Origin of the sequence: Aurantiacibacter rhizosphaerae, from assembly GCF_009807005.1 — a bacterium.
Classification (GTDB): Bacteria; Pseudomonadota; Alphaproteobacteria; order Sphingomonadales; family Sphingomonadaceae; genus Alteraurantiacibacter; species Alteraurantiacibacter rhizosphaerae.
Window position 1 is genome coordinate 139,648 of the sequence record NZ_WUBR01000002.1, and the last position, 23,563, is coordinate 163,210.

The 23,563-nt window shown below is 61.0% G+C and carries 22 protein-coding genes; 15 read left to right on the top strand and 7 right to left on the bottom strand.

Translation table 11 applies throughout. From position 1 onward, the window contains the following. Positions 1-18: 18 nt before the first annotated feature. Positions 19-672 carry a haloacid dehalogenase-like hydrolase gene (locus GRF63_RS08155; protein WP_160485543.1) on the top strand — a complete coding sequence of 218 codons (654 nt, stop codon included), beginning with the start codon at positions 19-21 and terminating at the stop codon, positions 670-672. Here the strand turns inward: GRF63_RS08155 and GRF63_RS08160 are convergent. Next, positions 650-1,864, bottom strand: coding sequence for a hypothetical protein (locus GRF63_RS08160; protein WP_160485544.1), 1,215 nt, complete (start codon positions 1,862-1,864; stop codon positions 650-652). The genes GRF63_RS08155 and GRF63_RS08160 overlap by 23 nt on opposite strands. A gap of 41 nt (positions 1,865-1,905) precedes the next feature. Between GRF63_RS08160 and GRF63_RS08165 the strand changes: the two genes are divergently transcribed. Both GRF63_RS08165 and GRF63_RS08170 read left to right on the top strand, forming a co-directional pair. Continuing rightward, the gene (locus GRF63_RS08165; RefSeq protein ID WP_160485545.1) at positions 1,906-3,237 is read left to right on the top strand and encodes a lipopolysaccharide biosynthesis protein; all 1,332 of its coding nucleotides are present in this window, start codon (positions 1,906-1,908) and stop codon (positions 3,235-3,237) included. Beyond that, the gene (locus GRF63_RS08170) at positions 3,234-3,983 is read left to right on the top strand and encodes a nucleotidyltransferase family protein (protein WP_160485546.1); all 750 of its coding nucleotides are present in this window, start codon (positions 3,234-3,236) and stop codon (positions 3,981-3,983) included. Before GRF63_RS08165 ends, GRF63_RS08170 begins: the two co-directional genes overlap by 4 nt. Positions 3,984-4,039: 56 nt before the next feature. Here GRF63_RS08170 and GRF63_RS08175 read toward each other — a convergent pair whose 3' ends face one another. Both GRF63_RS08175 and GRF63_RS08180 read right to left on the bottom strand, forming a co-directional pair. Next, a complete protein-coding gene (locus tag GRF63_RS08175; protein ID WP_160485547.1) occupies positions 4,040-4,867 on the bottom strand; it encodes an NTP transferase domain-containing protein in 828 nt (275 codons plus the stop codon). A gap of 24 nt (positions 4,868-4,891) precedes the next feature. Then, positions 4,892-7,735: an Rne/Rng family ribonuclease gene (locus GRF63_RS08180; protein WP_160485548.1), complete on the bottom strand. Its 2,844-nt coding sequence runs from the start codon at positions 7,733-7,735 to the stop codon at positions 4,892-4,894. Between the two features lie 505 nt (positions 7,736-8,240). Between GRF63_RS08180 and GRF63_RS08185 the strand changes: the two genes are divergently transcribed. The 9 genes from GRF63_RS08185 (at position 8,241) to GRF63_RS08225 (ending at position 17,501) form a co-directional block, all read left to right on the top strand. After that, a complete protein-coding gene (locus GRF63_RS08185) occupies positions 8,241-9,113 on the top strand; it encodes an N-acetylmuramoyl-L-alanine amidase family protein (RefSeq protein WP_160485549.1) in 873 nt (290 codons plus the stop codon). 55 nt (positions 9,114-9,168) lie between these two features. Further along, complete coding sequence (locus tag GRF63_RS08190; protein WP_160485550.1) at positions 9,169-11,679, top strand: penicillin-binding protein 1A; 2,511 nt, start codon at positions 9,169-9,171, stop codon at positions 11,677-11,679. Positions 11,680-11,772: 93 nt separating this feature from the next. Further along, the gene (gene prfB / locus GRF63_RS08195) at positions 11,773-12,900 is read left to right on the top strand and encodes a peptide chain release factor 2 (protein ID WP_160485551.1); all 1,128 of its coding nucleotides are present in this window, start codon (positions 11,773-11,775) and stop codon (positions 12,898-12,900) included. A gap of 122 nt (positions 12,901-13,022) precedes the next feature. Further along, the gene (locus GRF63_RS08200; protein ID WP_337189640.1) at positions 13,023-13,622 is read left to right on the top strand and encodes a helix-turn-helix transcriptional regulator; all 600 of its coding nucleotides are present in this window, start codon (positions 13,023-13,025) and stop codon (positions 13,620-13,622) included. Positions 13,623-13,708: 86 nt separating this feature from the next. Then, entirely contained in the window at positions 13,709-14,008 is a 300-nt protein-coding gene (locus GRF63_RS08205; protein WP_160485552.1) for a hypothetical protein, read from the top strand. Between the two features lie 60 nt (positions 14,009-14,068). Continuing rightward, positions 14,069-14,500, top strand: coding sequence for a hypothetical protein (locus GRF63_RS08210; protein ID WP_160485553.1), 432 nt, complete (start codon positions 14,069-14,071; stop codon positions 14,498-14,500). Positions 14,501-14,612: 112 nt separating this feature from the next. Continuing rightward, a complete protein-coding gene (locus GRF63_RS08215) occupies positions 14,613-15,407 on the top strand; it encodes a class I SAM-dependent methyltransferase (protein ID WP_160486276.1) in 795 nt (264 codons plus the stop codon). Next, entirely contained in the window at positions 15,388-16,794 is a 1,407-nt protein-coding gene (locus GRF63_RS08220; protein ID WP_160486277.1) for an NAD(P)H-dependent flavin oxidoreductase, read from the top strand. The genes GRF63_RS08215 and GRF63_RS08220 overlap by 20 nt, the downstream gene beginning before the upstream one ends. A gap of 32 nt (positions 16,795-16,826) precedes the next feature. Continuing rightward, positions 16,827-17,501, top strand: coding sequence for a PGAP1-like alpha/beta domain-containing protein (locus GRF63_RS08225; protein ID WP_160485554.1), 675 nt, complete (start codon positions 16,827-16,829; stop codon positions 17,499-17,501). A gap of 21 nt (positions 17,502-17,522) precedes the next feature. Here the strand turns inward: GRF63_RS08225 and GRF63_RS08230 are convergent, their stop codons facing one another. Beyond that, positions 17,523-18,824 (bottom strand): ammonium transporter, encoded by a 1,302-nt coding sequence (locus GRF63_RS08230; RefSeq protein ID WP_160485555.1) that lies wholly within the window; start codon positions 18,822-18,824, stop codon positions 17,523-17,525. A gap of 131 nt (positions 18,825-18,955) precedes the next feature. Here GRF63_RS08230 and GRF63_RS08235 point away from each other — a divergent pair, with 131 nt between their 5' ends. Continuing rightward, positions 18,956-19,426 carry an SH3 domain-containing protein gene (locus tag GRF63_RS08235; RefSeq protein WP_160486278.1) on the top strand — a complete coding sequence of 157 codons (471 nt, stop codon included), beginning with the start codon at positions 18,956-18,958 and terminating at the stop codon, positions 19,424-19,426. Between the two features lie 92 nt (positions 19,427-19,518). Here GRF63_RS08235 and GRF63_RS08240 read toward each other — a convergent pair whose 3' ends face one another. The 3 genes from GRF63_RS08240 to GRF63_RS08250 all read right to left on the bottom strand — a co-directional run bounded on the left by GRF63_RS08240 (position 19,519) and on the right by GRF63_RS08250 (position 21,700). Continuing rightward, positions 19,519-19,899 (bottom strand): hypothetical protein, encoded by a 381-nt coding sequence (locus GRF63_RS08240; RefSeq protein ID WP_160485556.1) that lies wholly within the window; start codon positions 19,897-19,899, stop codon positions 19,519-19,521. A 53-nt stretch (positions 19,900-19,952) separates the two neighbouring features. Beyond that, positions 19,953-20,405 (bottom strand): hypothetical protein, encoded by a 453-nt coding sequence (locus tag GRF63_RS08245; protein ID WP_160485557.1) that lies wholly within the window; start codon positions 20,403-20,405, stop codon positions 19,953-19,955. Between the two features lie 98 nt (positions 20,406-20,503). Next, positions 20,504-21,700 (bottom strand): thiolase family protein, encoded by a 1,197-nt coding sequence (locus GRF63_RS08250; RefSeq protein WP_160485558.1) that lies wholly within the window; start codon positions 21,698-21,700, stop codon positions 20,504-20,506. Positions 21,701-21,885: 185 nt separating this feature from the next. Here GRF63_RS08250 and GRF63_RS08255 point away from each other — a divergent pair, with 185 nt between their 5' ends. Both GRF63_RS08255 and ndhC read left to right on the top strand, forming a co-directional pair. Beyond that, positions 21,886-23,049, top strand: coding sequence for an SMP-30/gluconolactonase/LRE family protein (locus GRF63_RS08255; protein WP_160485559.1), 1,164 nt, complete (start codon positions 21,886-21,888; stop codon positions 23,047-23,049). An 89-nt stretch (positions 23,050-23,138) separates the two neighbouring features. Further along, the gene (gene ndhC, locus GRF63_RS08260; RefSeq protein ID WP_160485560.1) at positions 23,139-23,513 is read left to right on the top strand and encodes an NADH-quinone oxidoreductase subunit A; all 375 of its coding nucleotides are present in this window, start codon (positions 23,139-23,141) and stop codon (positions 23,511-23,513) included. Positions 23,514-23,563: the final 50 nt, after the last annotated feature.

The window sequence follows — 23,563 nt, forward strand, 5'->3', positions numbered from 1 at the left end:
GGTGGCAGCGGGCCTCGCGTGCGCATCGCAATCTACGATCTTGACCGGACGCTGACGCAGCGCGCCACTTTCACGCCCTTCCTGATGTTCTGCGCGCGCCGCACTGCGCCATGGCGATTGCTCGCCTTGCCGATTTGGATAGTGGCTATGCTTGGCTATCGTGCAGGGCTGTATTCCCGCACCGCGCTGAAGCGCTTCGGCCTTCGGTTGATGACCGGTTCGGCCAGCCCCGATCGTTTGCGTAGCGTTGGCGAAGCTTTCGCAAGCCGTTTCATCGCCAATCCCGGCCTGATGCCGAAAACCATGGCAGAACTAAAGCAGGATCGCAGGGCTGGCGCCCGACTGGTGATCGCGACCGCGGCATTCGAATTTTACGCAACCGCATTTGCCGCGGCGCTAGGCTTCGATGCAGTGATTGCCACGCAATGGGACGGCGACGCTATTCCCGGCGGCAATTGCTATGGAGCTAGCAAGAAGGCGCGCGTTCTCGCATGGCTGGAAGGCGAGGGCATACCAAGGGATCGGGCCAGTATCCGCTTTGCGTCAGACAGTTTCGCCGATGCCCCGCTGCTGGATTGGGCGGACGAGCCGATCTTCGTGACCAGCTCCGCATCGCAGGCGCGACGGGCGAGGGTGCGCGGATGGCGGGTTATCGATCCGCTCGAGACCTGATCGCCTCTGCAATGGCATTGGCCGCGCGCGTGCTGGGCGGTGTATCGGTGATATCGATGGTGTATCGGAATATCTCTTCCTGCCGCGCCCTGTAATGCGCTCCGATCCGCGCGTGATCGGGCAGCAGTTTCATCAGCTGGGCGCAATCATGCACAACCGGTCCTGCATCCCAGAACAGGTGCCACTCGTCATCCTGCGCCTTTCGCTGTTTGCGGGAATCGATGAAAAACGCAGGGCGCGGGTGGACCAGAAATTCGTAAATCTGGCTTGAGACATCGCCGATATAGGCATCGGCTGACAGCGTGTAGCTCATATCGAACAGGCGCGGGCCATCCAGATCGACAAGGATATTGTCCGCCGCCAGCGCCTCTGCCGGAATATCCGGCCGAAGGTGCGCGATACGGTATTCCGGCGAGACATGCAGCCGTTTGCGAAACAGCATCACATGCGGCGCGAAGATCAGGTTGAAGCGCCGTCCCTCCGGCCCCGCAAACCAGCGCAGCAGATCGGGGCCGCTGGAATACCAGCTGGAAAGGTTGGGATCGAAATGCGGATTATAGACGAAGGTGGGGCGGCCATTGCCGAAGAAATCGGTTGCTCCATCCAGGTCCACCCCCTCGAACTTCGGATAGCCGACGATCACCAGGCGATCCCGCTCCACGCCGTGAGCCACCAGCTGATCCACCACCTTGGGCCCGGCAACGAAGCTGCGATCGAAGCGGCGATAATCCGGGTGATAGGCCACGCTGCGATCACCCGCGCCATGGGGCACCTTGGCGAACAATGGCATGCGCGACTGTGGCAGATCCTTCTTCAGCCGCAGGCAGGTGCGCTCTGTCGAAATGATCATATCTGCCGAGCCGAACAGCTGCCGATGCGCACGCAGCCGCCACAGGCGACTTGCCGGAAATACCCGGTCGAACGGGCGCGCCACTGCGGCCTGTAGCGGGCTTAGCGACAGGTCTTCCCAGCGGATCAAGGCGGCATCTTCGGGCGCGATCAGGCTATCCAGCCTGGCCTTTATCGATGGCGTGGCAAATGCGGCCACCGTCTCGATATCCGGGTGCAGCCGAGCCGTGGCAGCCGCGATCCCCGCCAGATGGGCAACCTGATGACCGGCATCGTGATTGAACAGGAACAGGGCACGCATGGCGGGAGGGGCATAGGAGTGAGTTGGAGGCACGAAAAGCATTGAATTGCGCAGAGGCCCGATTTCGTTCAAAGCACCGCGCGATGACGCCGGATACAGAACAAGCCCCCCGCAGAGACGGGCTGTCCAATATCCTGCGCAATCTGGCCTGGATTTTGGGCGGCAAGGGCTTTGGCGCCATTTGCAGCTTTTTCTACCTGGCAATCCTCGCCCGTTCGCTGGGCATGAAGGATTTCGGCCATTTCTCGCTCATCTTCGGCACGGCGCAGGCACTTGTGGCGGTGGCCGGGTTTCAAACCTGGCAAACCCTTGTGCGCTATGGCGCGCGGCACGTGGTGGATCGCCATGACAGTCGCTTTGGCAGACTCATCTGGTTCTGCGCCTCCGCCGATATTCTGGGCGCCATCACCGGCTGCCTGGTGGCCGCCATCCTCTATTTCGGCTTTTCCAGCGCGCTTGAACTGAACCCGGCCTATGTCGTGCCCGGTTTCCTGTTCGCCTGCGCGCTGATGTGGTCACGGCTGACCACGCCCAGCGGCATCGTGCGCGTCTTGGATCGCTTTGACGTGGGCATGTATATCGAGGCTATCATCCCCACGGGTCGCCTGATCGCCAGCGGCATTATCCTGGCGACCGGCGCCAGCGTGGTGAAATTCCTGTTTGCTTGGGCCTTTTTCGATCTGCTGTCGGGCCTGCTGTACTGGATCGTGGCCGCGCGTCTTGCACCCGATGCATTTCACTGGCGCAATTTCGGGCAATTTCGGCAGATGCTGGACGAGAACACCGGGGTTCGCGGATTTTTTGGCGTGACCTACATGGCCACCACGCTGGATGCTGTCGTCCGCCAAGGGCCGCTGCTGGCCGTGGGCTTCTTCCTCGGCACCAGCGCTGCTGGCCTCTACCGGCTGGCCGATCAGTTGGCGGTGGGGGCGAAGCAGTTCACCGTTTTGGTGGCGCGCGCCGTACTGCCCGAATTTGCCATGTCGCGCATGTCCGATGCTGCCCATGATTTCACCAAGCTTGTTCGCCGGATCTCCGCAATCGCGGCCCTGGCTGGCGTATCGGTGCTGCTGCTGGCCATCTTCGCTGGTGAGCCGCTGCTGGTGCTGATCGGCGGCAGCGATTATGCGCGCGGTGCTGTGGTGCTGGTGCCGCTGGCCGTGGGCGCGGGCTTTGAACTGGCCAGCGTCGCCTATGAACCCATGCTCTATTCCACTGGCCATGCGCGTTATGCGCTGCTGGCGCGGCTCTTGTCCGTGGCGGCACTTGCCATCGCAGTGCCCGCTTTCGTCTTCGCCGGACCGACCGGGGTGGGCTGGGCCGTGGCGGTGGCGATGGGCATTTTCTATCTGGCGATGAGCGTGATCGTGTGGATCATCCTGCGCAAGCTTCGCACGCAAGGAGACACCGCTTGATCTTTTCCGCCGTGGTGCTTGCCGGCACGCGTCCGGGTGGTGATCCGCTGGCCAAGGCACAGGGCACATCGCACAAGGCACTGATAGAGATCGAAGGCCGTCCGTTGCTGGAACGGGTGCTGACCGCTCTGCAAAAAAGCGGGGCGCAGCCCATCGGTGTTTCCTGCGATGACCCTGCGGTGATGGCCCTGGCAACGCAGCTCGGCGCGCAGGTTCTGCCAACAGGGCGCGGGCCAAGCGATAGCACCGCAATAGCATTTGAACGTTTCGGCGGCCCCATGGTGGTGACCACGGCAGACCACGCGCTGCTGGAAAGCGAATGGGTGAGGCAACTTGTGGCCGATACCCCCGATGATGCCGATATTGGCATCATGCTGGCCCGGCGCGAGCAGATTGAGGCTACACTGCCCGGCAGCCGCCGCACCTATATGCGGTTTGCCGACGGGCAATGGTCCGGCTGCAACCTGTTTTTCCTGAAGACGCCGAAGGCGCGCGCGGCCATCGATAGCTGGCAAGCGGTGGAGGCGGACCGGAAGCGGCCATGGCGCATCGCCCGGCGGCTTGGCATTGGCACCCTGCTTACCTACGCGCTGGGTCGGCTGAAGCTGGCGCAGGGCATCATCAAGCTTGGCAGGAGGTTGGGGATAGAGGCGAGGCTGGTGCAGGCCGAAAGCGGGCTGGCCGCGGTGGATGCGGACAAGCCCAGCGATCTGGAGGATATTCGCAGCCTGCTGAGCCCGCGATAAACGATCGGACTGAAGCGTCCGGTCTCAACGCAGAGCCTTTTCGGACCCCGGATCGCTCAAACCCAGGCTTCAATCTCCGGCTTGGGAATTTCCATGCCAAGTCGTTGGCCCAGTACCCATTCGCAAATCGCGTAGGTACGCCAATTATCGACGTCGATGGCCAGCGCGCCGTCATCGAACACCACTGCATCCAGCTTCGCGCCAAAGCGCTTGCCAACCCGTTTCAAGCTGTCGCGCATGGTGACAAGGCCAAATCGCATCATCACGATATTGAGCAATCCGAACGCGCGGACCATGCGGCCCTTGTTCGCCTGAAACTGCCCGCCTTCGCGGAACACGTCAGCCGCTTTCAAGCCCTTGTCATTGGCCAGGCCATAGAGATTGCAATTGGCGTAGCCCGCATCCTTGAAGTCGTAAAATCCGCGCTGGCCGCGTTCGTGAACGGCTTGCACGCGTTCGCGCGTGGTGATGCCGATCACGGCGTCCGCACCGTGCAAGGCACTGCGCACTTTTTCAAAGCCGTCATGCGTTAACAATACATTGTCCGCGGTGGTGACGATGAAAGGTCCATCTTCACCCTTGGCGGCGGCCAGCACGCTTTCCACGATATTGGGATCGCTATCGACAATGGTGATGGGCGTTCCGCGAGGGCGGAAGGTTTCCAGCACCTTGTCTACTTCGGCCTGACCGTCCGGTTCCAGCACCACGCGGATCTCGCGAATGCCCGGAAGCGTGGTTAGCGCTTCCAGGACATGCGAGATCAGCGGGCTTTCGCAGATCGGGGCAAGGCATTTGTGGCTGACGCCAGCGCGCTCGGCAATCGGATTGATGACGCCCGTGCGCTGGGCCGCCAGCATGATGACTGTGACCGGGAGTTTCTCCATGGATAGCTTCCTGTCTTGCCGAGATTAATTACCGAACGTGCGTTGCCACCATCCGCGACGGGGAGACCCGTCTTCGTTCACGCCATCATCGCCATCGGACTGGTCAGCATTATCCGCCTTCGCATCCTTATCGGCGAGCGGCGCTACGTCACCAGTTAAAACCTCTGAGATCACAGGCTTGTCACCACCGTCCAGCTTTGGCTTGGCTTCCGCTTTCTCAGGTTGAGCTTCCTCAGCCTTTGCAGGCGTATCCGCCTTCTTGCGACGGGTGCGCTTGGGCTTCGGCTTTTCCTCGGCCGGTGCGTCTTCCGTTACGGTTTCGGCGATTGCCGCAGCTTCGCTTTCCGCGGCAGGCTCCGCCTTCTTGCGCCGCGTGCGCTTGGGCTTGGGCTTGGCTTCGGCCTCAGTCTCCGCAGCCTCATCAGTCTTGGCTGTGGTTGCTGCCCCTGCCTCTGTTTCTGCGGGAGCTTCTGCATCGGCCTTCTTGCGGCGTGTGCGCCGCGGCTTTGGCTTGGGCTCTTCCTCGGCTGCTTCGACTTTGGCGTCCTCTACCGGGGTATCGGACTGGCCAGCTTCTGCATCGCTCTTTTCTGCAGCAGGTGCTTCGGCCGTATCAGCTTCGGCATCTGATCCCGCCGTGTCATCGTCATTCGATGATGCGTCACCATCCTGGCGCTTGCGATTGCGACCGCGACCACCCCGGCGACCGCGACGGCGACGTGGCTTGTTCTCGCCGTCATTGCCGTCATTGTCTTCAGAGGCATTCTCGCCGTCGTTTCCATCGTCGTCGCCATCATCGGAATCGTCGGAATTGTCCTTTTGATCCTCGTCCTGCGAACGACCCTTGTTACGACCGCGTCCACCACGACGGCGGCGGCGTTTCCTGCCACTGCCATCATTGTCGTCATTGTCGCTGTCTTCGGTGTCGTCGTCACCGTCATCATCGCCATCGCTGCCGATGTCGTCATCATCGTCATCATCAATGATCGGCTCGAACTTCGGTGCTTCGGCGGGGCGGGGGCCGGATGAAACGACACGCATCTTGGCGCCTTCATCCTCGCCTTCCGGCTTCACTTCCACGATCACGCCATAACGCTGTTCGATCTCTGCCAGATCGGCGCGCTTGGCATTCAGCAGGTACACCGCAGCTTCCGTGGAAGCGTGCAGGGTGATCACCGTGCCTTTGCCCTTGGCGGCCTCATCCTCGATCAGGCGCAGCGCGGAAAGTCCGGCGGAGCTGGCGGTGCGGACAAGCCCCGTGCCGTCGCAATGCGGACATTCGCGCGTGGTCGCTTCCAGCACGCCGGTGCGCAGGCGCTGGCGGCTCATTTCCATCAGGCCAAAGCCGGAAATGCGGCCCACCTGGATGCGTGCACGATCGTTCTTCAGTGCATCCTTCATGCACCGCTCAACCTTGCGCACATTTCCGGTGCGTTCCATGTCGATGAAGTCGATCACCACCAGGCCGGCCATGTCGCGCAGGCGCAGCTGGCGCGCGATTTCCTTCGCCGCTTCCAGATTGGTGTGCAGCGCGGTCTGTTCGATGCCGTGTTCCTTGGTGGAACGGCCAGAGTTGATGTCGATGGACACCAGCGCCTCGGTCGGGTTGATGATCAAATAGCCGCCCGATTTCAGCTGCACCATCGGATCATACATCGCCGATAGCTGATCCTCCGCGCCATAGCGCTGGAACAGCGGCACGGGATCATTATAGCTTTTCACCCGCCGGGCGTGGCTGGGCATCAATAGCTTCATGAAAGCCTTGGCAGCCTTGTAACCGCCTTCGCCCTCCACGATCACTTCCTCGATCTCTCGATTGTAGATGTCGCGAATGGCGCGCTTGATCAGGTCTGAATCGGAATGGATCTGGCTGGGCGCGGCGGAGCCGAGCGTGCGCTCACGAATCTCGTCCCACAGGCGGGCGAGGTAATCGAAATCACGCTTGATTTCTGTCTTGGTGCGCGACAGTCCGGCGGTGCGTACGATCAGGCCCATGGTGCGCGGCAGGCTGAGATCGCTGACGATGCTCTTCAGGCGCTTGCGATCTCCGCCGTTGGAAATCTTGCGCGAGATCCCGCCGCCGTGGCTGGAATTGGGCATAAGCACGCAATAGCGGCCCGCCAGCGAGAGATAGGTGGTGAGCGCTGCACCCTTGTTGCCGCGCTCTTCCTTGGCGACCTGCACCAGCAACACCTGGCGGCGCTGGATAACGTCCTGGATCTTGTAACGGCGACGCAGCGCTTGGCGCTTTGCGCGCGCCTCATCAATTTCCTTCGCACGGCTGCCACCGCGACGGTTCTGCTGACGGCGACCCTTCGGCCCACCGCGACCACGGCCACGGCGCTGATTACGGCCATTGCCGCTATCGTCCGAATCATCGTCCTCATCGTCACTGTCGTCAGAGGAATCGTCTTCCCCGTGCTCTACGTGACCGTCCTCGATGGTGGAGACGTCGTCCTTCTCGCTGGTGTCGATTTCCTCGAGACCGCCTTCATCGTCGTCATCTTCATCGTCACCATCATCGGTGGCGACGCCATCTTCTTCATCCTCTTCGGCACGAAGCTGGGCTTCTTCTTCCGCAGCAGCATGCTCCTCCGCCAACAGGGCCTCTCGGTCCTGAGCGGGGATCTGGTAATAATCGGGATGAATTTCGCTGAAGGCGAGAAAGCCGTGGCGATTGCCGCCAAAATCGACGAACGCCGCTTGCAGCGACGGTTCAACCCTGGTGACTTTTGCTAGATATATATTGCCCTTTATCTGCTTGTGTTCGGCAGATTCGAAATCGAATTCCTCAATTCGGTTTCCCTTGAGCACCGCCACCCGTGTTTCTTCCGGGTGGCGCGCATCGATAAGCATGCGCGTTGCCATGTATTATTCTCCGGGCAATCGCCCCTGCGCCTGCCGGAGGGCGTAAAGCCGAACCGGGGGGAGGGGATTGCCGATATGTGTGAACCCCGCCAGAAATGCGGGAAAAGGAAATCATCACCCTGTCGGCCCGGCGATTTGCCGGGTGGCGAACAAGGGTGCGAAACGTGTCTGTCGCGATGATAAGGCGCAGGGTTTGCATCTGCGCTGGAAGCCTTGCAGCCATAATGCGACCGATCGGTAGCATCTTGGCTTGCTGGCTTTTACTTTGCATCGCGGCATCAACCTGTAAGCATTGCCGGCAGGTGTAAATTCAACCTGTCCGGGACTGCCGGCTTGCAATATTGCACCGGCTGTGGATTTGCTAGCATCCGGGGAAAGCCACGGCAACCTTGTTGCGCGTTCACGCATAATTCTCTTGAGGTTGCAGACAGTTTACTGCGCCTTCGCGTGCCGGCTCGGATGAGGCCAGCGCGACGCCAGGCAGAAAGGGCATATCGCCAAACGTATGTCGTATCGCGTGCAGATCGGCCTGCTATTCGCTCTTCCGGTTCTGCTGGTCGGGGCGCTGTATGCCGTTGGCGCATCGATACCCGTGCCGGTGATGGGACGTGACTATGTGGTGCGGGTGGCCCTGCCGGATGGCTCTGCCACAATTGGCCTTCCCGAAATCAGCGGCCCCAGCGATCCAACGCGCCCGTTGATCGTGATCGATGCCGGGCATGGCGGCCCTGATCTGGGTGCGGTCAACGAGAACTACCGGGAAAAGACCATTGTCCTTGGCCTGGCGCAGGCCTTGCGCGATCGCCTGTTGGAAGAGGGCGGCATCCGCGTGGCCATGACGCGCGATGATGACAGTTTCATCGTTTTGGAAGAACGCGCCGAAATTGCGCGGGCCATGGGGGCGGACCTGTTTCTTTCCATCCATGCCGATTCTGCCGGAGATTCAGAAGGCGTGACCGGCGCGACCATCTATACCCTGTCCGAAACCGCATCGTCCGAAGCTGCCGCCCGCTTTGCCGAGCGGGAGAACAATGCCGACGTCCTCAACGGTGTCGATCTTTCGGGCCAGGATATGGCCGTCAACGCGATACTGGTGGAACTTTCCCAGCGCCGCACATCGGATCGATCCGGCCAGTTCGCACGGTTGATAGAGCGTGAAGGGCAGGGCACTTTGCAATTCCGCCCCGAACCGCGCCGCTCCGCATCGCTCGCCGTATTGCGCGCACCCGATGTGCCGGGCGTGCTGTACGAATCGGGATACATCACAAACCTGGAAGACGCGCAGCGGCTTGCCTCCCCCGCCGGGCGTGAACGCTTTGCCGATGTGATGGCCCGCGCCATCCGTATCTATTTCGCCCGCCAGTCCCTGGAAAGCTGATGGCTATTCATTCTGGCGCCATCATCGCTTGGCATGTAAGGCGCTTGGCTGCCCTATGATGAACGAATCCACATCTGCCCCCGGCAACGCTTTCCAGCGTTTGCGTGAATCCACCCACGGCTTAGGCGCGCTCTGGCGTGAAAAGAGCCTGCTGCGTTATGCCGTCTATGCGGTACTGGCCGCAGTACTGGCATGCATCATCGGCTGGTTCTGGCTGTCGCGCGATCTGCCCGATGCCGAAACCTTGCTGGATTACGAACCCAACCTTCCATCCGTGGTGCGCGGCATCGATGGAGAGATCGTGCATCGGTATGAGCGGGAACGGCGCGTGGAACTGCAATTCCGCGATCTGCCGCCGCAGTTGATGAATGCATATATCTCTGCCGAGGATGAAACCTTCTGGAGCCACGGCGGCATCGATGCCGGTGGCTTCGTGGGCGCCGTTATCGATTATGTTTCGAAGATCGGTTCGGGCGAGCGGGCCGTGGGTGGCTCCACCATCACCCAGCAGGTGGCCAAGAACATCCTTGTCGGCAATGAATATTCGGTCACGCGCAAGCTGAAGGAAATGATCCTCGCCACGCGCATCGAAGGCGTGCTTTCAAAACAGCAGATCATCACCCTTTACCTCAACGAAATCCCGCTGGGCCGCCGCAGTTATGGCGTGCAGGCCGCGGCGCGTGCCTATTTTGACAAGGATGTGGACGATCTGGAACTGCAGGAAATGGCCTATCTGGCCATCCTGCCCCGCGCGCCTGAAGTTTACAGCCGCTCCGCCAATTACGATACCGCGCGCGAGCGCCGCAATATGGTGCTGGCGCAGATGGAGGACAATGGCTTCATCACGCAGGCGGAAATGGCGGCCGCGCAGGCAAAGCCGCTTGGCATCGTGCAGGGACAGCGCACGGAACGATCAGCCGATGCCGGCTATTTCCTTGAGGAAGTACGCCGCGAACTGATCGATCGCTTCGGTGAAGAGGCAGAGGACAGCCGCAACAGCGTGTATGCAGGCGGCCTGTGGGTGCGCACATCGCTCGACATGGAATTGCAGGATGCGGCGCGCAACTCGCTGCGCGATGCCATGCTGCGCTTTCACGGCAATCGCGGATGGTCTGGCCCGATTGCCACGATCAATCCTGAAAATGGTGACCTGACCTCTCAACTGCGAAGCTCCTACCTTTCCATCAATTATAAGGATTGGCGCGTCGGCGTGGTGACCGAACGCAGCGGCGGCTCCGCCACCATCGGTTTTGCCGATGGGGAGCAGGCTTCGCTCACCAATCTGGCGAATGACCTTGGGGTGGGGGACGTTGTCGTCGCCTCTCCCAGCGGCAACAGCTGGCGATTGCAGACCATCCCGACCGTTTCCGGCGGGTTCCTGGCCATCGCGCCCGATACGGGCCGCGTGCTGGCGATGCAGGGCGGGTTCGATTCGCGCCTCGGCAGCTTCAACCGCGCCACGCAGGCCAATCGGCAGCCCGGTTCCACCATCAAGCCCTTCGTCTATGCCACTGGCCTGGACAACGGCATGACCCCGGCAACCTTGGTGCCGGACTCGCAATATTGCTACTACCAGGGCTCCAACCTGGGTGAGAAATGCTTCACCAATTTTGGCGGCAGCCGCGGTGGTGGTGAATATCCGATGCGTTACGGGCTGGAGCAATCCAAGAACCTGATGACCGTCCATATCGCCATGGATTCGGGCATGGAAAACGTGATCGACATGTTCGAGAAAGCAGGCATCGCCGAAAAGGACGCTTACGAGCCATTCCCCGCCTTCGCTCTTGGCGCTGGCGATACCACGGTCGAACGCATGGCCGCCGCCTATGCGATGCTGGTGAACCATGGCCGGCTGAATGATCCCACCGTGATCGATTACGTGCAGGATCGCGATGGCAAGGTTATCTACCGCGCCGACAATCGCGAATGCACCAATTGCAATATGTCCGAATGGGATGGCGGGCCCATGCCGCGATTTGGCCGCAGCGGAAAACAGGTGATGGATGCGCGCACCGCGTTCCAGACCGTGAACATGCTGACCGGCGTTGTGCAGCGCGGCACCGCCACGCGCCTGCGCGATCTGGACATTCCGCTGTTCGGCAAGACCGGCACCAGCTCCGGCCCCACGAATGCGTGGTTCGTCGGCGGTTCGCCCGATATCGTGGGCGCCACATACCTCGGCTATGATCAGCCCCGAAACATGGGCGGCTGGATTCAGGGCGGCAACACCGCCGCGCCGATCTTCAAGCAGTTCGTGCAGGAAACGCGCGATCACTGGTCTGGCAGGCCGTTCCTTGCGCCCACGGGTGTAAGGATGGTGCGCGTGGATCGCCGCACGGGCCGCCGCGTGTTCGACGGATGGCCTTCTGACGAGCCGACGTCTGCCATCATCTGGGAGGCCTTCAAGCCGGATACGGAACCGCGCCGCAGCCAGCGGCAGGACGAGGTGAGCGCAATGCGCGAGCTGATCCTAACGCAGCTACGCCGTCAGCAGCAAGGCAGCAGCACCCGCCGCCAGACCCAGCAACGTGAAGACTTTGTGGAAGAGCAGGGCGGGATCTACTGATCCGCCCACTTCCGACGCCCCACTTCCAACGCCCCACTTCCAACGCAGGGCGCCCCCTGCTAGGCGCGCCTTTCATATCTGGAGTTTAAGCCTATGCGTGCCGAAGGGCAGGCCCATATTGATCGGATCGAAGCCGCGCTGGCGCTGGTGCGAAAATCGCTGGATTGGGAGCACGCGCTGCGCCGTCTGGACGAGTTGGAAGCGCGCGTGCAGGATCCCGATCTGTGGAATGATCCCAAGAAAGCACAGGCTATCAGCCGAGAGCACAAGCTGCTGAAAGACGCCATCGGCACGGTAAATGAAATCAGCTCCGAAATGTCTGACGCCACGGAATTCGTCGAAATGGGCGATGCCGAGGGTGATGATGACGTGGTGGCAGAGGGTCTTGCCAGCCTTGCTGCACTGGCCAAACGGGCTGACCGCGACAAGGTGAATGCCCTGCTGTCGGGCGAGGCGGATGGTTACGACACCTATCTGCAGATCAACGCCGGCGCGGGCGGCACGGAAAGCCAGGACTGGGCCGAGATGCTGATGCGCATGTACGCCCGCTGGGCAGAGCGGCGCGGCTTCAAGGTGGAAACGGTGGAATATGCCGCCGGCGATCAGGCCGGGATCAAGTCCGCCACGCTGCTTATCAAGGGCGAGAACGCCTATGGCTATGCCAAGACGGAAAGCGGCGTGCATCGTCTGGTGCGGATCAGCCCGTATGACAGTTCTGCCCGCCGCCACACCAGCTTTTCCAGCGTGTGGGTCTATCCGGTGATCGACGATGATATCGATATCGAAATCAACGAAGGCGACCTGAAGATCGACACCTACCGCGCATCGGGCGCTGGTGGGCAGCATGTGAACACCACCGATTCCGCCGTGCGTATCACGCATAAACCGACCGGCGTGGTGGTGGCGAGCCAGAACGATCGCAGCCAGCACAAGAACCGTGCCACCGCCATGAACATGCTGAAGGCACGGCTATACGAGCGCGAGCTTGCCGAGCGTGAGGCAGTGGCTGCCGGTGAATATGCCGAGAAGACCGAGATCGGCTGGGGCCACCAGATCCGATCCTACGTGCTTCAGCCATATCAGATGGTGAAGGATCTTCGCACAGGCACCACCTCCACCGCTCCGGGTGACGTGCTGGACGGCGATATCGACGATTTCATCGCCGCGGCCTTGGCACAGCGCGTAACGGGTGAAACGGTTGAGGTGGAAGACGTGGAGTAATCCATCTGGTTTGCCACCCATGCGCGATCCGTCTGTGCGATGAGTGCACCGAGGGCCGCGGCATCCGTCCAGCGTGAACCTGCAACAGACGGTGCAATAACCGCCGCCATCATTCGCAATCGGTGATCGGGATTGTTATAGGCTTCAAAGTTGGAAGCGTAACGCATCCAGGTAAAGCGGGCCAGATTAGGCACATGAGACAGGTTCAAGAAACGTCGGATTTGCTGGATGATCTGACCGACAAGCAGCGTGAAGTGCTTGATCTGCTGGTGCAGCACATGACCTCCAAGCAGATTGCGCGCGAGCTGGGAATTTCTCCGCATACCGTAGATCAACGCATTGTTTCTGCTCGTAGAAAGTTCGGTGTGGAAACTCGCAACGAACTTGCCGCTGCGTATATGGCGGCGCTGCCCAGCAACGCTCCGGCGATATACGATAAATCCGTATATCAATCCTCGCAGGTCGAAAACGACGGCCAACCCGCTGATAACAATGGCGGGTTAGACGCGGTTTTAGACGAAAGCGAGGTGCTCGCCCCCCCCGGCGAACCTCCCGTAAGCACCAAGCCGTACATCTATTACCGCGTCGTCCCGGAGTCTTTTGAGGGTCGCAGTGGGTATTTCTGGCGTCTAATCGCTATAGTCGGAATTACCCTTGGCCTGCTGATTGCGACTTTGGTGGGATTGGCGATTTTCGCCGCACTGTCCGAGTTGCTGCGGTAGTCCGCCTCTAGGCTCCTGTTGACGATCACAGGTCGAATGACCGGAACGGAGTTTTCGATATGGGCATGTCTCCCAACGTTGCGCAGATGCGCATTATCCGCGAGTTGCGTGAAGCAGAAGCAGCACTGGATACAGCGCTGCTTCGCCAAAGCAGCCTGCTTTCCACTTTGCTGGAGGCGCGCCGGGATACCGATGCCGGTCCATTCGTCGGCCAGGAAGCGATGATGCGGCTTACAAAATCGCATCAAACTCTGATCAGCGCCGGAAGCGATCTGGCCCGTGTGCATTCCAACCTGCTGAAGGTGCAGGAAGATGTGCTGGGCTATGAAGATTGCCCACCTAACGAGCCGATGGCCGAACAACCGGTCTTGCGCGAAGTATCCTAGGCGAGACTTTCTCGAGCTATGTCTCTCGCACATGCAGTTGTACTTGGGATCACCCTCCTCGTGGCCGCGTATTCCGTGGCACGGGGAGGGCAACCCGAAAAATGGTGCGCTGCGATCATCGGCGGCGAGGTTCTGGTCGATCTGCTGATCCTGCTGGTGGCGGGACCCCGGTCCTTCGGGCAGTTCCAGTTTAGCCGCATCCTGCTTGACGCGGTGGCCTGCGCCCTGCTGATCGCCGTCGCCATGCGGGCCAACCGGATGTACCCGCTGGCCCTTGCCGCGGCGCAGATCGTGGCCCTGATCGGCAGTATTGCCGCTTTGCTTGCCAGCGAAGGGATGGCCCAGGCATTCTGGGCCATGACCCAGGCACCGCTGTTCATCCAGCTTGCCCTGCTGGCACTGGGAACGTTGGCCCATGGTATGCGGGTGGCCCGCATCGGCCCCTACAACTGCTGGTCCCCGCCAGTGGCGCGGCATAGCCAGCCCGGCTGATCGGCAAGCACCGACAGAATTTCGCGCGCCGGCGGCGCTATCATCCTCAGCCTGACCTTGTTTGCAATATCGTGCTTTGCGTTCCGCCGTGGCAATCGCTAGGGCCGGTGCCATGGAGAGCGGGGTTTTCATCCGGATTCTGGCGGGCGCCGCTGCGTGCCTTTGCGTAACCGCCTGCGATGTGGCCGAGCAGGACAGGCCGGATACATCGCGCGATTTTCCAAGACCATACAGGCCGGTGTCTGCGCTGGGTTCCAACGCCTTTTCCACGGAGCAGATCCGTGATGACAGGCAGGAAGCGCAAACGGTGATGGATCAGGCCGATCTGACGCGCGGCATGACGGTGGCCGATATCGGCGCTGGCGAGGGGTATTACACAGTCCGCCTGGCTGCCCGCGTGGGCGAGAACGGGCGTGTGCTGGCGCAGGATATCGATGAAGATGCGCTGCGCCGCCTGGGCAACCGGGTGGAGCGTGAACGGCTGGACAATGTCTCCATCGCATTGGGCGAAACGGATGATCCCAAATTGCCGGACAACAGTTTCGACCGGATCTTCATGGTCCATATGTATCATGAGATCCGGGAGCCATATGCGCTGCTCTGGCGGCTGAGGCCGTCCCTGCGGTCCGGTGGCCAGGTCATCGTGGTGGACACCGATCGGCCGGCCGATCAGCATGGGATCAACCCGCAACTTCTGTTTTGTGAATTCGAACGCGTCGGCTATCGGCTCGTCGAGTATGTGCGTAAACCGCAGATCGCTGGCTATTACGCGCAGTTCGAAGTGGTGGGCGATCGGCCCGAACCGCGCGATATCGAACCCTGCGTTCAGCCAGGCGACACTTCCACCGAGTTCTCTTTAACCGAAGAGGACACTTCTGGGGATAATGATGAGTTTCAAGGGTCTTAAGCCGATTTCCTATGGTGGCCGCGAGGTCTGGCCGCTGATCGAAGGTGGCAAGGGTGTGTCCGCCACCAACGGCGAGAGCAGTGGCGCATGGGCTGCTGCCGGCGGCATCGGCACTGTCAGCGCAGTGAACGCAGACAGTTATGACGAGGATGGCAACCCCATCCCGCAGGTGTATCCGCAGGCGACCCGTGTCGAACGGTTCGAGCAGCTGGTTCGCTATGCCATCGATGGCGCCACCACGCAGGTGAAGCGCGCGCATGAAATCTCCGGCGGCAAGGGCGCGATCAATATCAACGTGCTGTGGGAAATGGGCGGCGCGCAGCAGGTGCTGGAAGGCGTGCTGGAAAACTGCCCCGGCCTGATCACAGGCGTAACCTGTGGCGCGGGCATGCCCTACAAGCTTGCCGAAATCGCGGCCAAGCATAACGTCTATTACCTGCCGATCATCTCCTCCGCCCGCGCGTTTCGCGCATTGTGGAAGCGCAGCTATTCCAAGGTGCCGGATCTGATGGCCGCGGTGGTTTATGAGGACCCATGGTTGGCGGGCGGGCACAATGGCCTGTCCAACGCAGAAGATCCAAAGGTGCCGGAAGATCCCTATCCCCGCGTTGCCGCCCTGCGCGAAACGATGCGCAAGGAAGGCGTTTCGGAGGAGACTGCCATCGTCATGGCCGGCGGTGTGTGGTTCCTGCGCGAATGGGAGAACTGGATCGACAATCCGGAACTGGGCAAGATCGCCTTCCAGTTCGGCACGCGCCCCTTGCTGACGGAGGAAAGCCCGATCCCGCAGGTGTGGAAGGAAATGCTGCGCACGGTGGAGCCGGGCGATGTGCTGCTGCACAAGTTCTCTCCCACGGGCTTTTATTCCAGTGCCGTGAAAACCCCGTTCCTCTACGATCTGATGCACCGCAGCGAGCGGCAGATCCCGATCTTCAAGCGGGACGAGGAAGAAGGCACCATTCCGTTGTTGGATCATGGCAAGGCCAAGTATTTCTTCGTGCATCCCGGCGATCAGCGCAAGGCGCAGTCCTGGATCGGCGAGGGCTTTTCCGAGGTGTTGAAGACGCCCGATAACACCGTCGTCTTCGTGACGCCGGAAAGCGCGGAAAAAATCCGCACCGATCAGCAGGAGTGTATGGGCTGCCTGTCACATTGCGGCTTTTCCAGCTGGAAGGATCATGACACCCACACCACCGGGCGTCTGGCCGATCCGCGCAGCTTCTGCATCCAGAAAACCCTGCAGGATATCGCCCACGGCGGCGATCCGGATAACAATCTGGCCTTCGCTGGCCACGCTGCATATCGCTTCAAGCAGGACCCGTTTTATTCGAACAATTTCACCCCGTCGGTGAAGCAATTGGTCGACCGCATTCTGACCGGCGACTGACGCTGGCGCAGGGTCGGGAAACACCGCCGCCCTTGCGCAACACCTTGCGAGAGGGGCTGGCGATCCCTCGCGTATTGCTGAACCCGTTTCGCCTGCCCAAAAGCGGAAAGGCTTTTGGTCTGGGCAGGGCGGCGCTGGTTATCCCCGGCCTGACCACGGGCGACATTTCCACCACTCTGCTGCGCCGCACGTTGCGCCAGCGCGGCTTTCTGCCCGAAGGATGGCGGCAGGGCATCAACATCGGTGCCGATGCCGCCAAGCTGAAGAAGCTGGAAACCCGCATCGCGCAAATGCGCCGGGAGACGGGAAAGAAGGTGGTGCTGATCGGGTGGAGCCTTGGTGGACTATACGCCCGCGTGCTGGCCCATCGCTGTGCCGAGGATGTGGACATGGTGGTGACGGTTGCCAGCCCGTTCTCGGGTGATCGGCATGCGAACCGCGCGTGGAAGCTTTACGAAGCGATCAACGATCACACGGTGGACAATCCGCCCTTTCCGGAACTGGTATCGGCAAAGCCACCGGTGCCGACAATCGCCGTCTGGTCTGCCACCGACGGCATCGTCTCGCCCCAAAGTTCCCGCGGCAAAGAGGGCGAGGCTGACCATACATTGCGGATCGACGCGCCGCATTTCACCCTTGGCACATCGTCCACCTGTATCGACAAGATCCTGGCGAAGATGGCAGAGGTGGACGCAGCGCGAGAGTAGCAGAGCGCCGCTGGCATAGGGTCAATCGAACTGCCAGCTATGCTCCCCGTGGCTGGTCACGTCGAGGCCCTGGACCTCTTCCTCCTCGCTCACGCGCATTGGGATGAACAGCGATACGCCAAGGGCGATTACCGCCGTCATCACGGCGGAGAATATCGCCACGGCCACGATGCCAAAGGCTTGGATGCCTACCATGCCGCCCATCGAAACGCCCTCGGCATAGCCGGTTCCGCCCAGGTCGGAAGACAGGAACACGCCCAGCAGCAGGCTGCCCAGCATCCCGCCCACGCCGTGAACCGCGAAAACGTCCAGCGAATCGTCGATGCGCATTTTGTTCTTCACCAGCTGTATCGCGTAATAGCAGACGATCGATGCCAGTATGCCGAACAGGATCGCCGCGCCGGGAGAGATGAATCCAGCAGCAGGCGTCACCGTGGCAAGGCCTGCGATTGCGCCCGTGGCAAAGCCGACAGTCGTTGCCTTGCCGAATGCGATTTTCTCCACCAGCACCCATGTCAGCGCAGCTGTGGCGGCGGCAACATGCGTGTTGATGATCGCCATGGATGCATCATCCGTGGCCGAAAGGGCGCTGCCGCCGTTGAAGCCGAACCAGCCAACCCACAGCAACATCGCGCCCAGCATCGTCATCCCCGGTGCATGGGGCAGCAGGGTGGAGCCGGGAAAACCCTGCCGCCTGCCGATCAACAGGGCGACGACCAGCGCCGAGACACCCGCCGTGGTGTGAACCACGATGCCGCCGGCAAAATCCAGCACGCCCAGATCGCCCATCCATCCGCCGCCCCAGATCCAGTGCGCAACGGGCGCATAGACCAGCAGGCCCCAGATCGCGGTGAATGCAACCACCCAGCCAAACCGCGCACGATCAACCCATGCGCCCACCATCAGCGCAGGCGTGATGGCCGCAAAGGTCAGCTGGAACATCGCGAAAGTGCTTTCAGGCAATGTCGTTGCAATGGGGCTGAGGTTGCCGAGATCGATCATCATCCAGCGGCTGCCATCGCCGATCCATCCGCCAGTGGTGTTGCCGAAGGCCAGCGTATAGCCAACGGCCACCCACAGGACCGAGGCGATCCCCGCAACCGCGCCAACCTGCACCAGCACTGACAGGAAGTTCTTCGCCCGCACCAGTCCGCCGTAAAACAGCGCCAGGCCGGGCAGGGTCATCAGCAATACAAGCGCCGAGGCTGTCAGGATCCAGGCGGTATCGCCGGAATCGTTCTGCGCGATATTGGTCAATTCCTGTGCCTGCGCGACATACGGCATGGCCACCAAAGCCAGAACGGCTGCAAGTTTGCGAAACATATACGATTTCCCCCACGCCCGTTCTGATGACGGGATTGCGTCCGGACGGCGTGTTAGGACAGAATGTTCCAGATGGGCAAGTGATGTGTTGTGTGTTGCGGCTTGCCCGTGAGGAGCGCTATTTGCTGACCATGCGCCATTTCATCCGACTCGCCCTCATTTCGATTGGCATCGCGGCCGCCGCGCCCGCTGCCGCGCAGGATGTGGAGCTGCCCTACTGGGCCAGCATCGATGCCGAGGAAGCATATATGCGCGCAGGTGCAGGCATGCAGTTTCCGATTGAATGGGTGTACCGGCGTGAGGGGCTGCCGGTGAGGGTTGTGCGCCTGATCCAGGGTTGGCGCTATGTCGAGGAACCCGATGGCACCATGGGCTGGATCTCCAGTGGCCTGCTCAGCCGTCGCCGCACGGCAATCGTCATCGGGGATGAACTGGCGGCGATGCGCGCCGCGCCATCGGCGGATGCTGATCTGCGCTGGCAGGTGGAAGCGGGCGTCGTTGGCAACCTAGGCGAATGCAGCGATGGCTGGTGCGAGCTGGATGTGGAAAACCACAAGGGCTGGATCCGCGAAAACAGCCTTTGGGGGGCAGGGGAGCCATAGCGGCTCACTAGCGAGGCAGGGCTAATAACACAGGCCCAAAAGAAGGGCGGCCCGTCAGGACCGCCCTTTTTGCTTAACAGCAGAAGCTGTAATCAGCTTTCGTAGCTGTAGCTCATGGTGTCACCATTGGAATCGGTCACATCCATCATACCAGCTTCGGTGCCCGGCTGAATGTTCCAGCAGTCTTCACCGTCGCCGCCCTCTGCGGTGAGGCAGGTGCCGCGAATGTTATCTTCCCAGGTGCCGCTCTCCACCTGCTCACCACCCTGCATGACAGAGTAGGTGCCGTCCTCGGCCAGCGTCAGCGAAACTTCGCTGCCGTCTTCACTGGTGGAGGTGTAGGTGCCGGCGGTGTTGCTGGGGATCACATCCGTAGTGACGGTTTCATCAATCTGCGCTTCGTTCGCATCATCGGCCCCGCCACCGCATGCGGCGAGAGAGACCAAGGCGGCAACTGCGATAAGTTTCTTCATAAACAACTTCCTGTTGGTGGTTTGTGTATTCGGGTGATCAAGGCAGATCTGCCTTATTGATCATCTCCCACGTGATCATCAAGCGTTCCGTTCACGGGCATGACGCTGGAAACATCGCCGGCAGACGATGTTGTCTCCATGCTGCCATCTGCCTGTTTCGGACCGTCGGAGAAACAGTTTTCTTCCTCGTCACCCTCGACGAGGAAACAGGTTTCGCCGTCTTTCATGAAAATGACGCCGCCCGATGCTTCCCCATCGGCATCGACGCGGGAAAAGGTCATGCCCGGATGGATCTCGATATAATCAACTACATCGCCCGGACGTGTGACCTTGTATGTGCCTGGTGCCAGCGCTTCGAACCCTGGCGCATCGCCTGACAGCATGGAGTTATCGTCCGTGGCTGCCGTTTCGTTTTCGGTGACTGTGTCCGTTTCGGCCTGCGTGTCATCAGCGCTGTTACAGGCTGCAAGTGCAAGAATTGCGCCGATTACGACAAGTTTCTTCATGGATTTTTCCTCATTTCCATCCCCATCGTTGACATTGTCCCACGGAAATCGAGGCTTGCCAAGGGCGGACATTGCTGTCCGCCCTCAACAATTCAGGCTCAGGCCAGTTCCACCGCCACGGCGGTCGCTTCGCCGCCGCCGATGCAGAGGCTGGCGATTCCGCGCTTCTTGCCCTGCTGCTTCAGCGCGTTCAGCAGGGTGACGATGATACGGGTGCCACTGGCGCCGATGGGGTGACCCAGCGCCGTGCCGCCACCGTTGACGTTGATCTTGTCGTGATCGATGCCGATGTCGCGCATGGCGAACATGGCGACGCAGGCGAAGGCTTCGTTCACTTCCCACAGGTCCACATCGTCCACGCTCCAGCCCGTGGTTTCCAGCAGCTTTTCGATCGCGCCGACAGGGGCGATGGTGAATTCTTCCGGCGCCTGTGCGTGGGCGGTGAGGCCGGTGATCGTGGCGACGGGGGTAAGGCCCTTGGCGTCGGCCACGCTCTTGCGCGTCAGCACCACGGCAGCTGCACCGTCGGAGATGGAGGAGGAGGTTGCTGCCGTGATCGTGCCATCCTTGGCAAAGGCGGGGCGCAGCGTCGGGATCTTGTCCGGGCGACCCTTGCCGGGTGCCTCATCCTTGTCGACGGTTACCTCTCCCTTGCGGGTCTTTATGGTGACGGACACGACCTCATCGGCAAATGCGCCGCTTTCGATGGCCTTGTTCGCCCGGTCGAGCGAGGCGATGGAATATTCGTCCATCTGCTCGCGGGTCAGCTGGTACTTGTCGGCCATGTCCTGCGCGAAGGTGCCCATGGCGCGGCCTTCTTCATAGGCGTCTTCAAGGCCGTCCAGGAACATGTGGTCATAGGCCATGTCATGCCCGATACGTGCGCCGCTGCGGTGCTTTTTCAGGAGGTAGGGCGCATTGGTCATGCTTTCCATGCCGCCCGCCACGATGTAATCCACACTGCCGGTGGCGAGCGCTTCTGCGCCCATGATCACCGTCTGCATGCCGCTGCCGCAGACCTTGTTCACGGTGGTGGCCTGCGCGCTGAGCGGCAGGCCGGACTTGATCGCAACCTGGCGGGCAGGGGCCTGGCCGAGGCCGGCGGGCAGAACGCAGCCCATATACACGCGGTTGATATCCTCGCCCGCAACGCCGGCACGATCCATCGCTGCCTTCACGGCGGTCGCGCCAAGGTCGGTGGCGCTGACATCGGCCAGTGCTCCTTGCATCGCACCCATCGGGGTGCGCGCGTAGGAGAGAATGACGATGGGATCGGATTCGTTGAAAGTAGCCATTAAGTGGTTGCCTCAATTACACGGGTTGAAAAACGGATTTGGCGGACTGTCTAGAAGGGGATTGTGTCATACGCAAGATTGTGCACTGCAACATGATTTCGGCCATGGTTTCTACGGTGGCAGCTTTCGCCTTGGCTGGGTGCGTAACGCCTGTTTCCGGCGAAGGCTCCCGAAGCGCGCCGTCCTTGGCTTGGCACCCGGTTGATGCGTCGACCGCAGCCATTACCGATATTGCCGAACTGGAGTCTCTGGCGGAGGCCTTTCCCAATTCATCTTCGGTGCGCCTGCGCCTTCTCAATGCCCTTGTCGAAGCGGAGGACGCTTCGCAGGCGTTGATCGTGGCAGAGGCGCTGGATCGGGATGGCTATGCTTTCTCGCCCGGCGCAAGAAGCTTGCTGGAAAGTCTGGCTCCAGCGGGAGAAGCACCCGGCTGGATTTCCGGAAATGTTGGCCGCGCGGCTGCGATTGCAAGCAGCGAACACGTGGCGACAATCCCGAGCGAGGCGCAACTGCCGGAAGGCTTGGCAATGATGGGTGACGGCATTTTTGCGGTGACCGCGCTCATCTCCCGCGAAGTCTGGTTTGGCGCAGATGATGACTGGACATCTGTGCCTGTTCCCGGAGTCGGCAACATCAGCGGGATCGACTCCAGCAGCAACGACATAGTGGTAGCCTCCGCCGATCTTGGAATGACTGATCCCAGTTCCGAACCATTCTCGGGCCTGATAGCCATTCAGGATTCCAATCACCCGATCGCGGCCCCGTCACCGGACGGCGCACAGATTTCAGACATCGCATTTTTCCGCGATCAGGTACTTTACGCGAGCGATCCTATCGGTGGAGGCGTTTACCGGTCGGATAGCGTTGGCGGCCCGATCATGCAGTTGGTTCCGCCCGGCCTCCTGCGTTCGCCGCAGGGCATCGCGCCAAGCGAGGATGGCTCACGCCTTTATGTCAGCGATTATCGCTATGGCCTTGCCATTGTGGATACAGCATCCGGTGCGGTTTCTCGTCTTGCTGCTGACGAGCCTATGCTGCTCGACGGCATCGATGGGCTCTGGCTCCACCAGGGCGAGTTGATCGCCGTGCAGAACGGTTTGTCCCCAAGGCGCATCATCACGCTGGCCCTGTCCGATGATGGCAATCGCATCACGTCCTTGCGCGTGCTGGAGCAGGCCAATCCCGAATGGACGGAGCCGTTGGGCGGCGATATCCATGAAAGTACGCTATATTACATTGGCAATGGCAGCTGGGACCTTTTCGAGGAGGGCGGCACCTTGCGTCAGGGTGCACAATTGCGCGCCACGCACATCCGGCGGCTTGATCTATCCGGGAATCCCACGAATTAGGCGTGATTAGGCCATCGGACTGCCTTGCATCGCGGCATGGCATTGCCTAGACGCGCCCTCGAACCCCGCAGCAATCCACCGAGTCTGTTTTGGTCGATCTCGAACAATATTTTCCGATCCTGCTCTTCCTCGCCATTGCGGCGGGGCTTTCGGCAGCATTCGTTTTCCTGCCGATGGGCGTCTCGCGCCTGACAGGGGCACACAATCCGCAGGCAGAGAAGCTGACGGAATATGAGTGCGGCTTCCCCGCGTTCGAGGATCCGCGCAGCCAGTTTGACGTGCGGTTCTACCTCGTGGCGATCCTGTTTATCGTCTTCGATCTTGAAGCTGCGTTCCTGTTTCCCTGGGCCGTTAGCCTGGATCTCACCGGCTGGCCGGGCTGGATCACCATGATGATCTTCCTCGGGGAACTGGCCATCGGCCTCGCTTATGCATGGAAGAAGGGAGCTCTGGAATGGGAGTGACCGAAAAGCCCGAACCCGCATTGTACCCGCCTTTCCAGGACGGTGCGGCA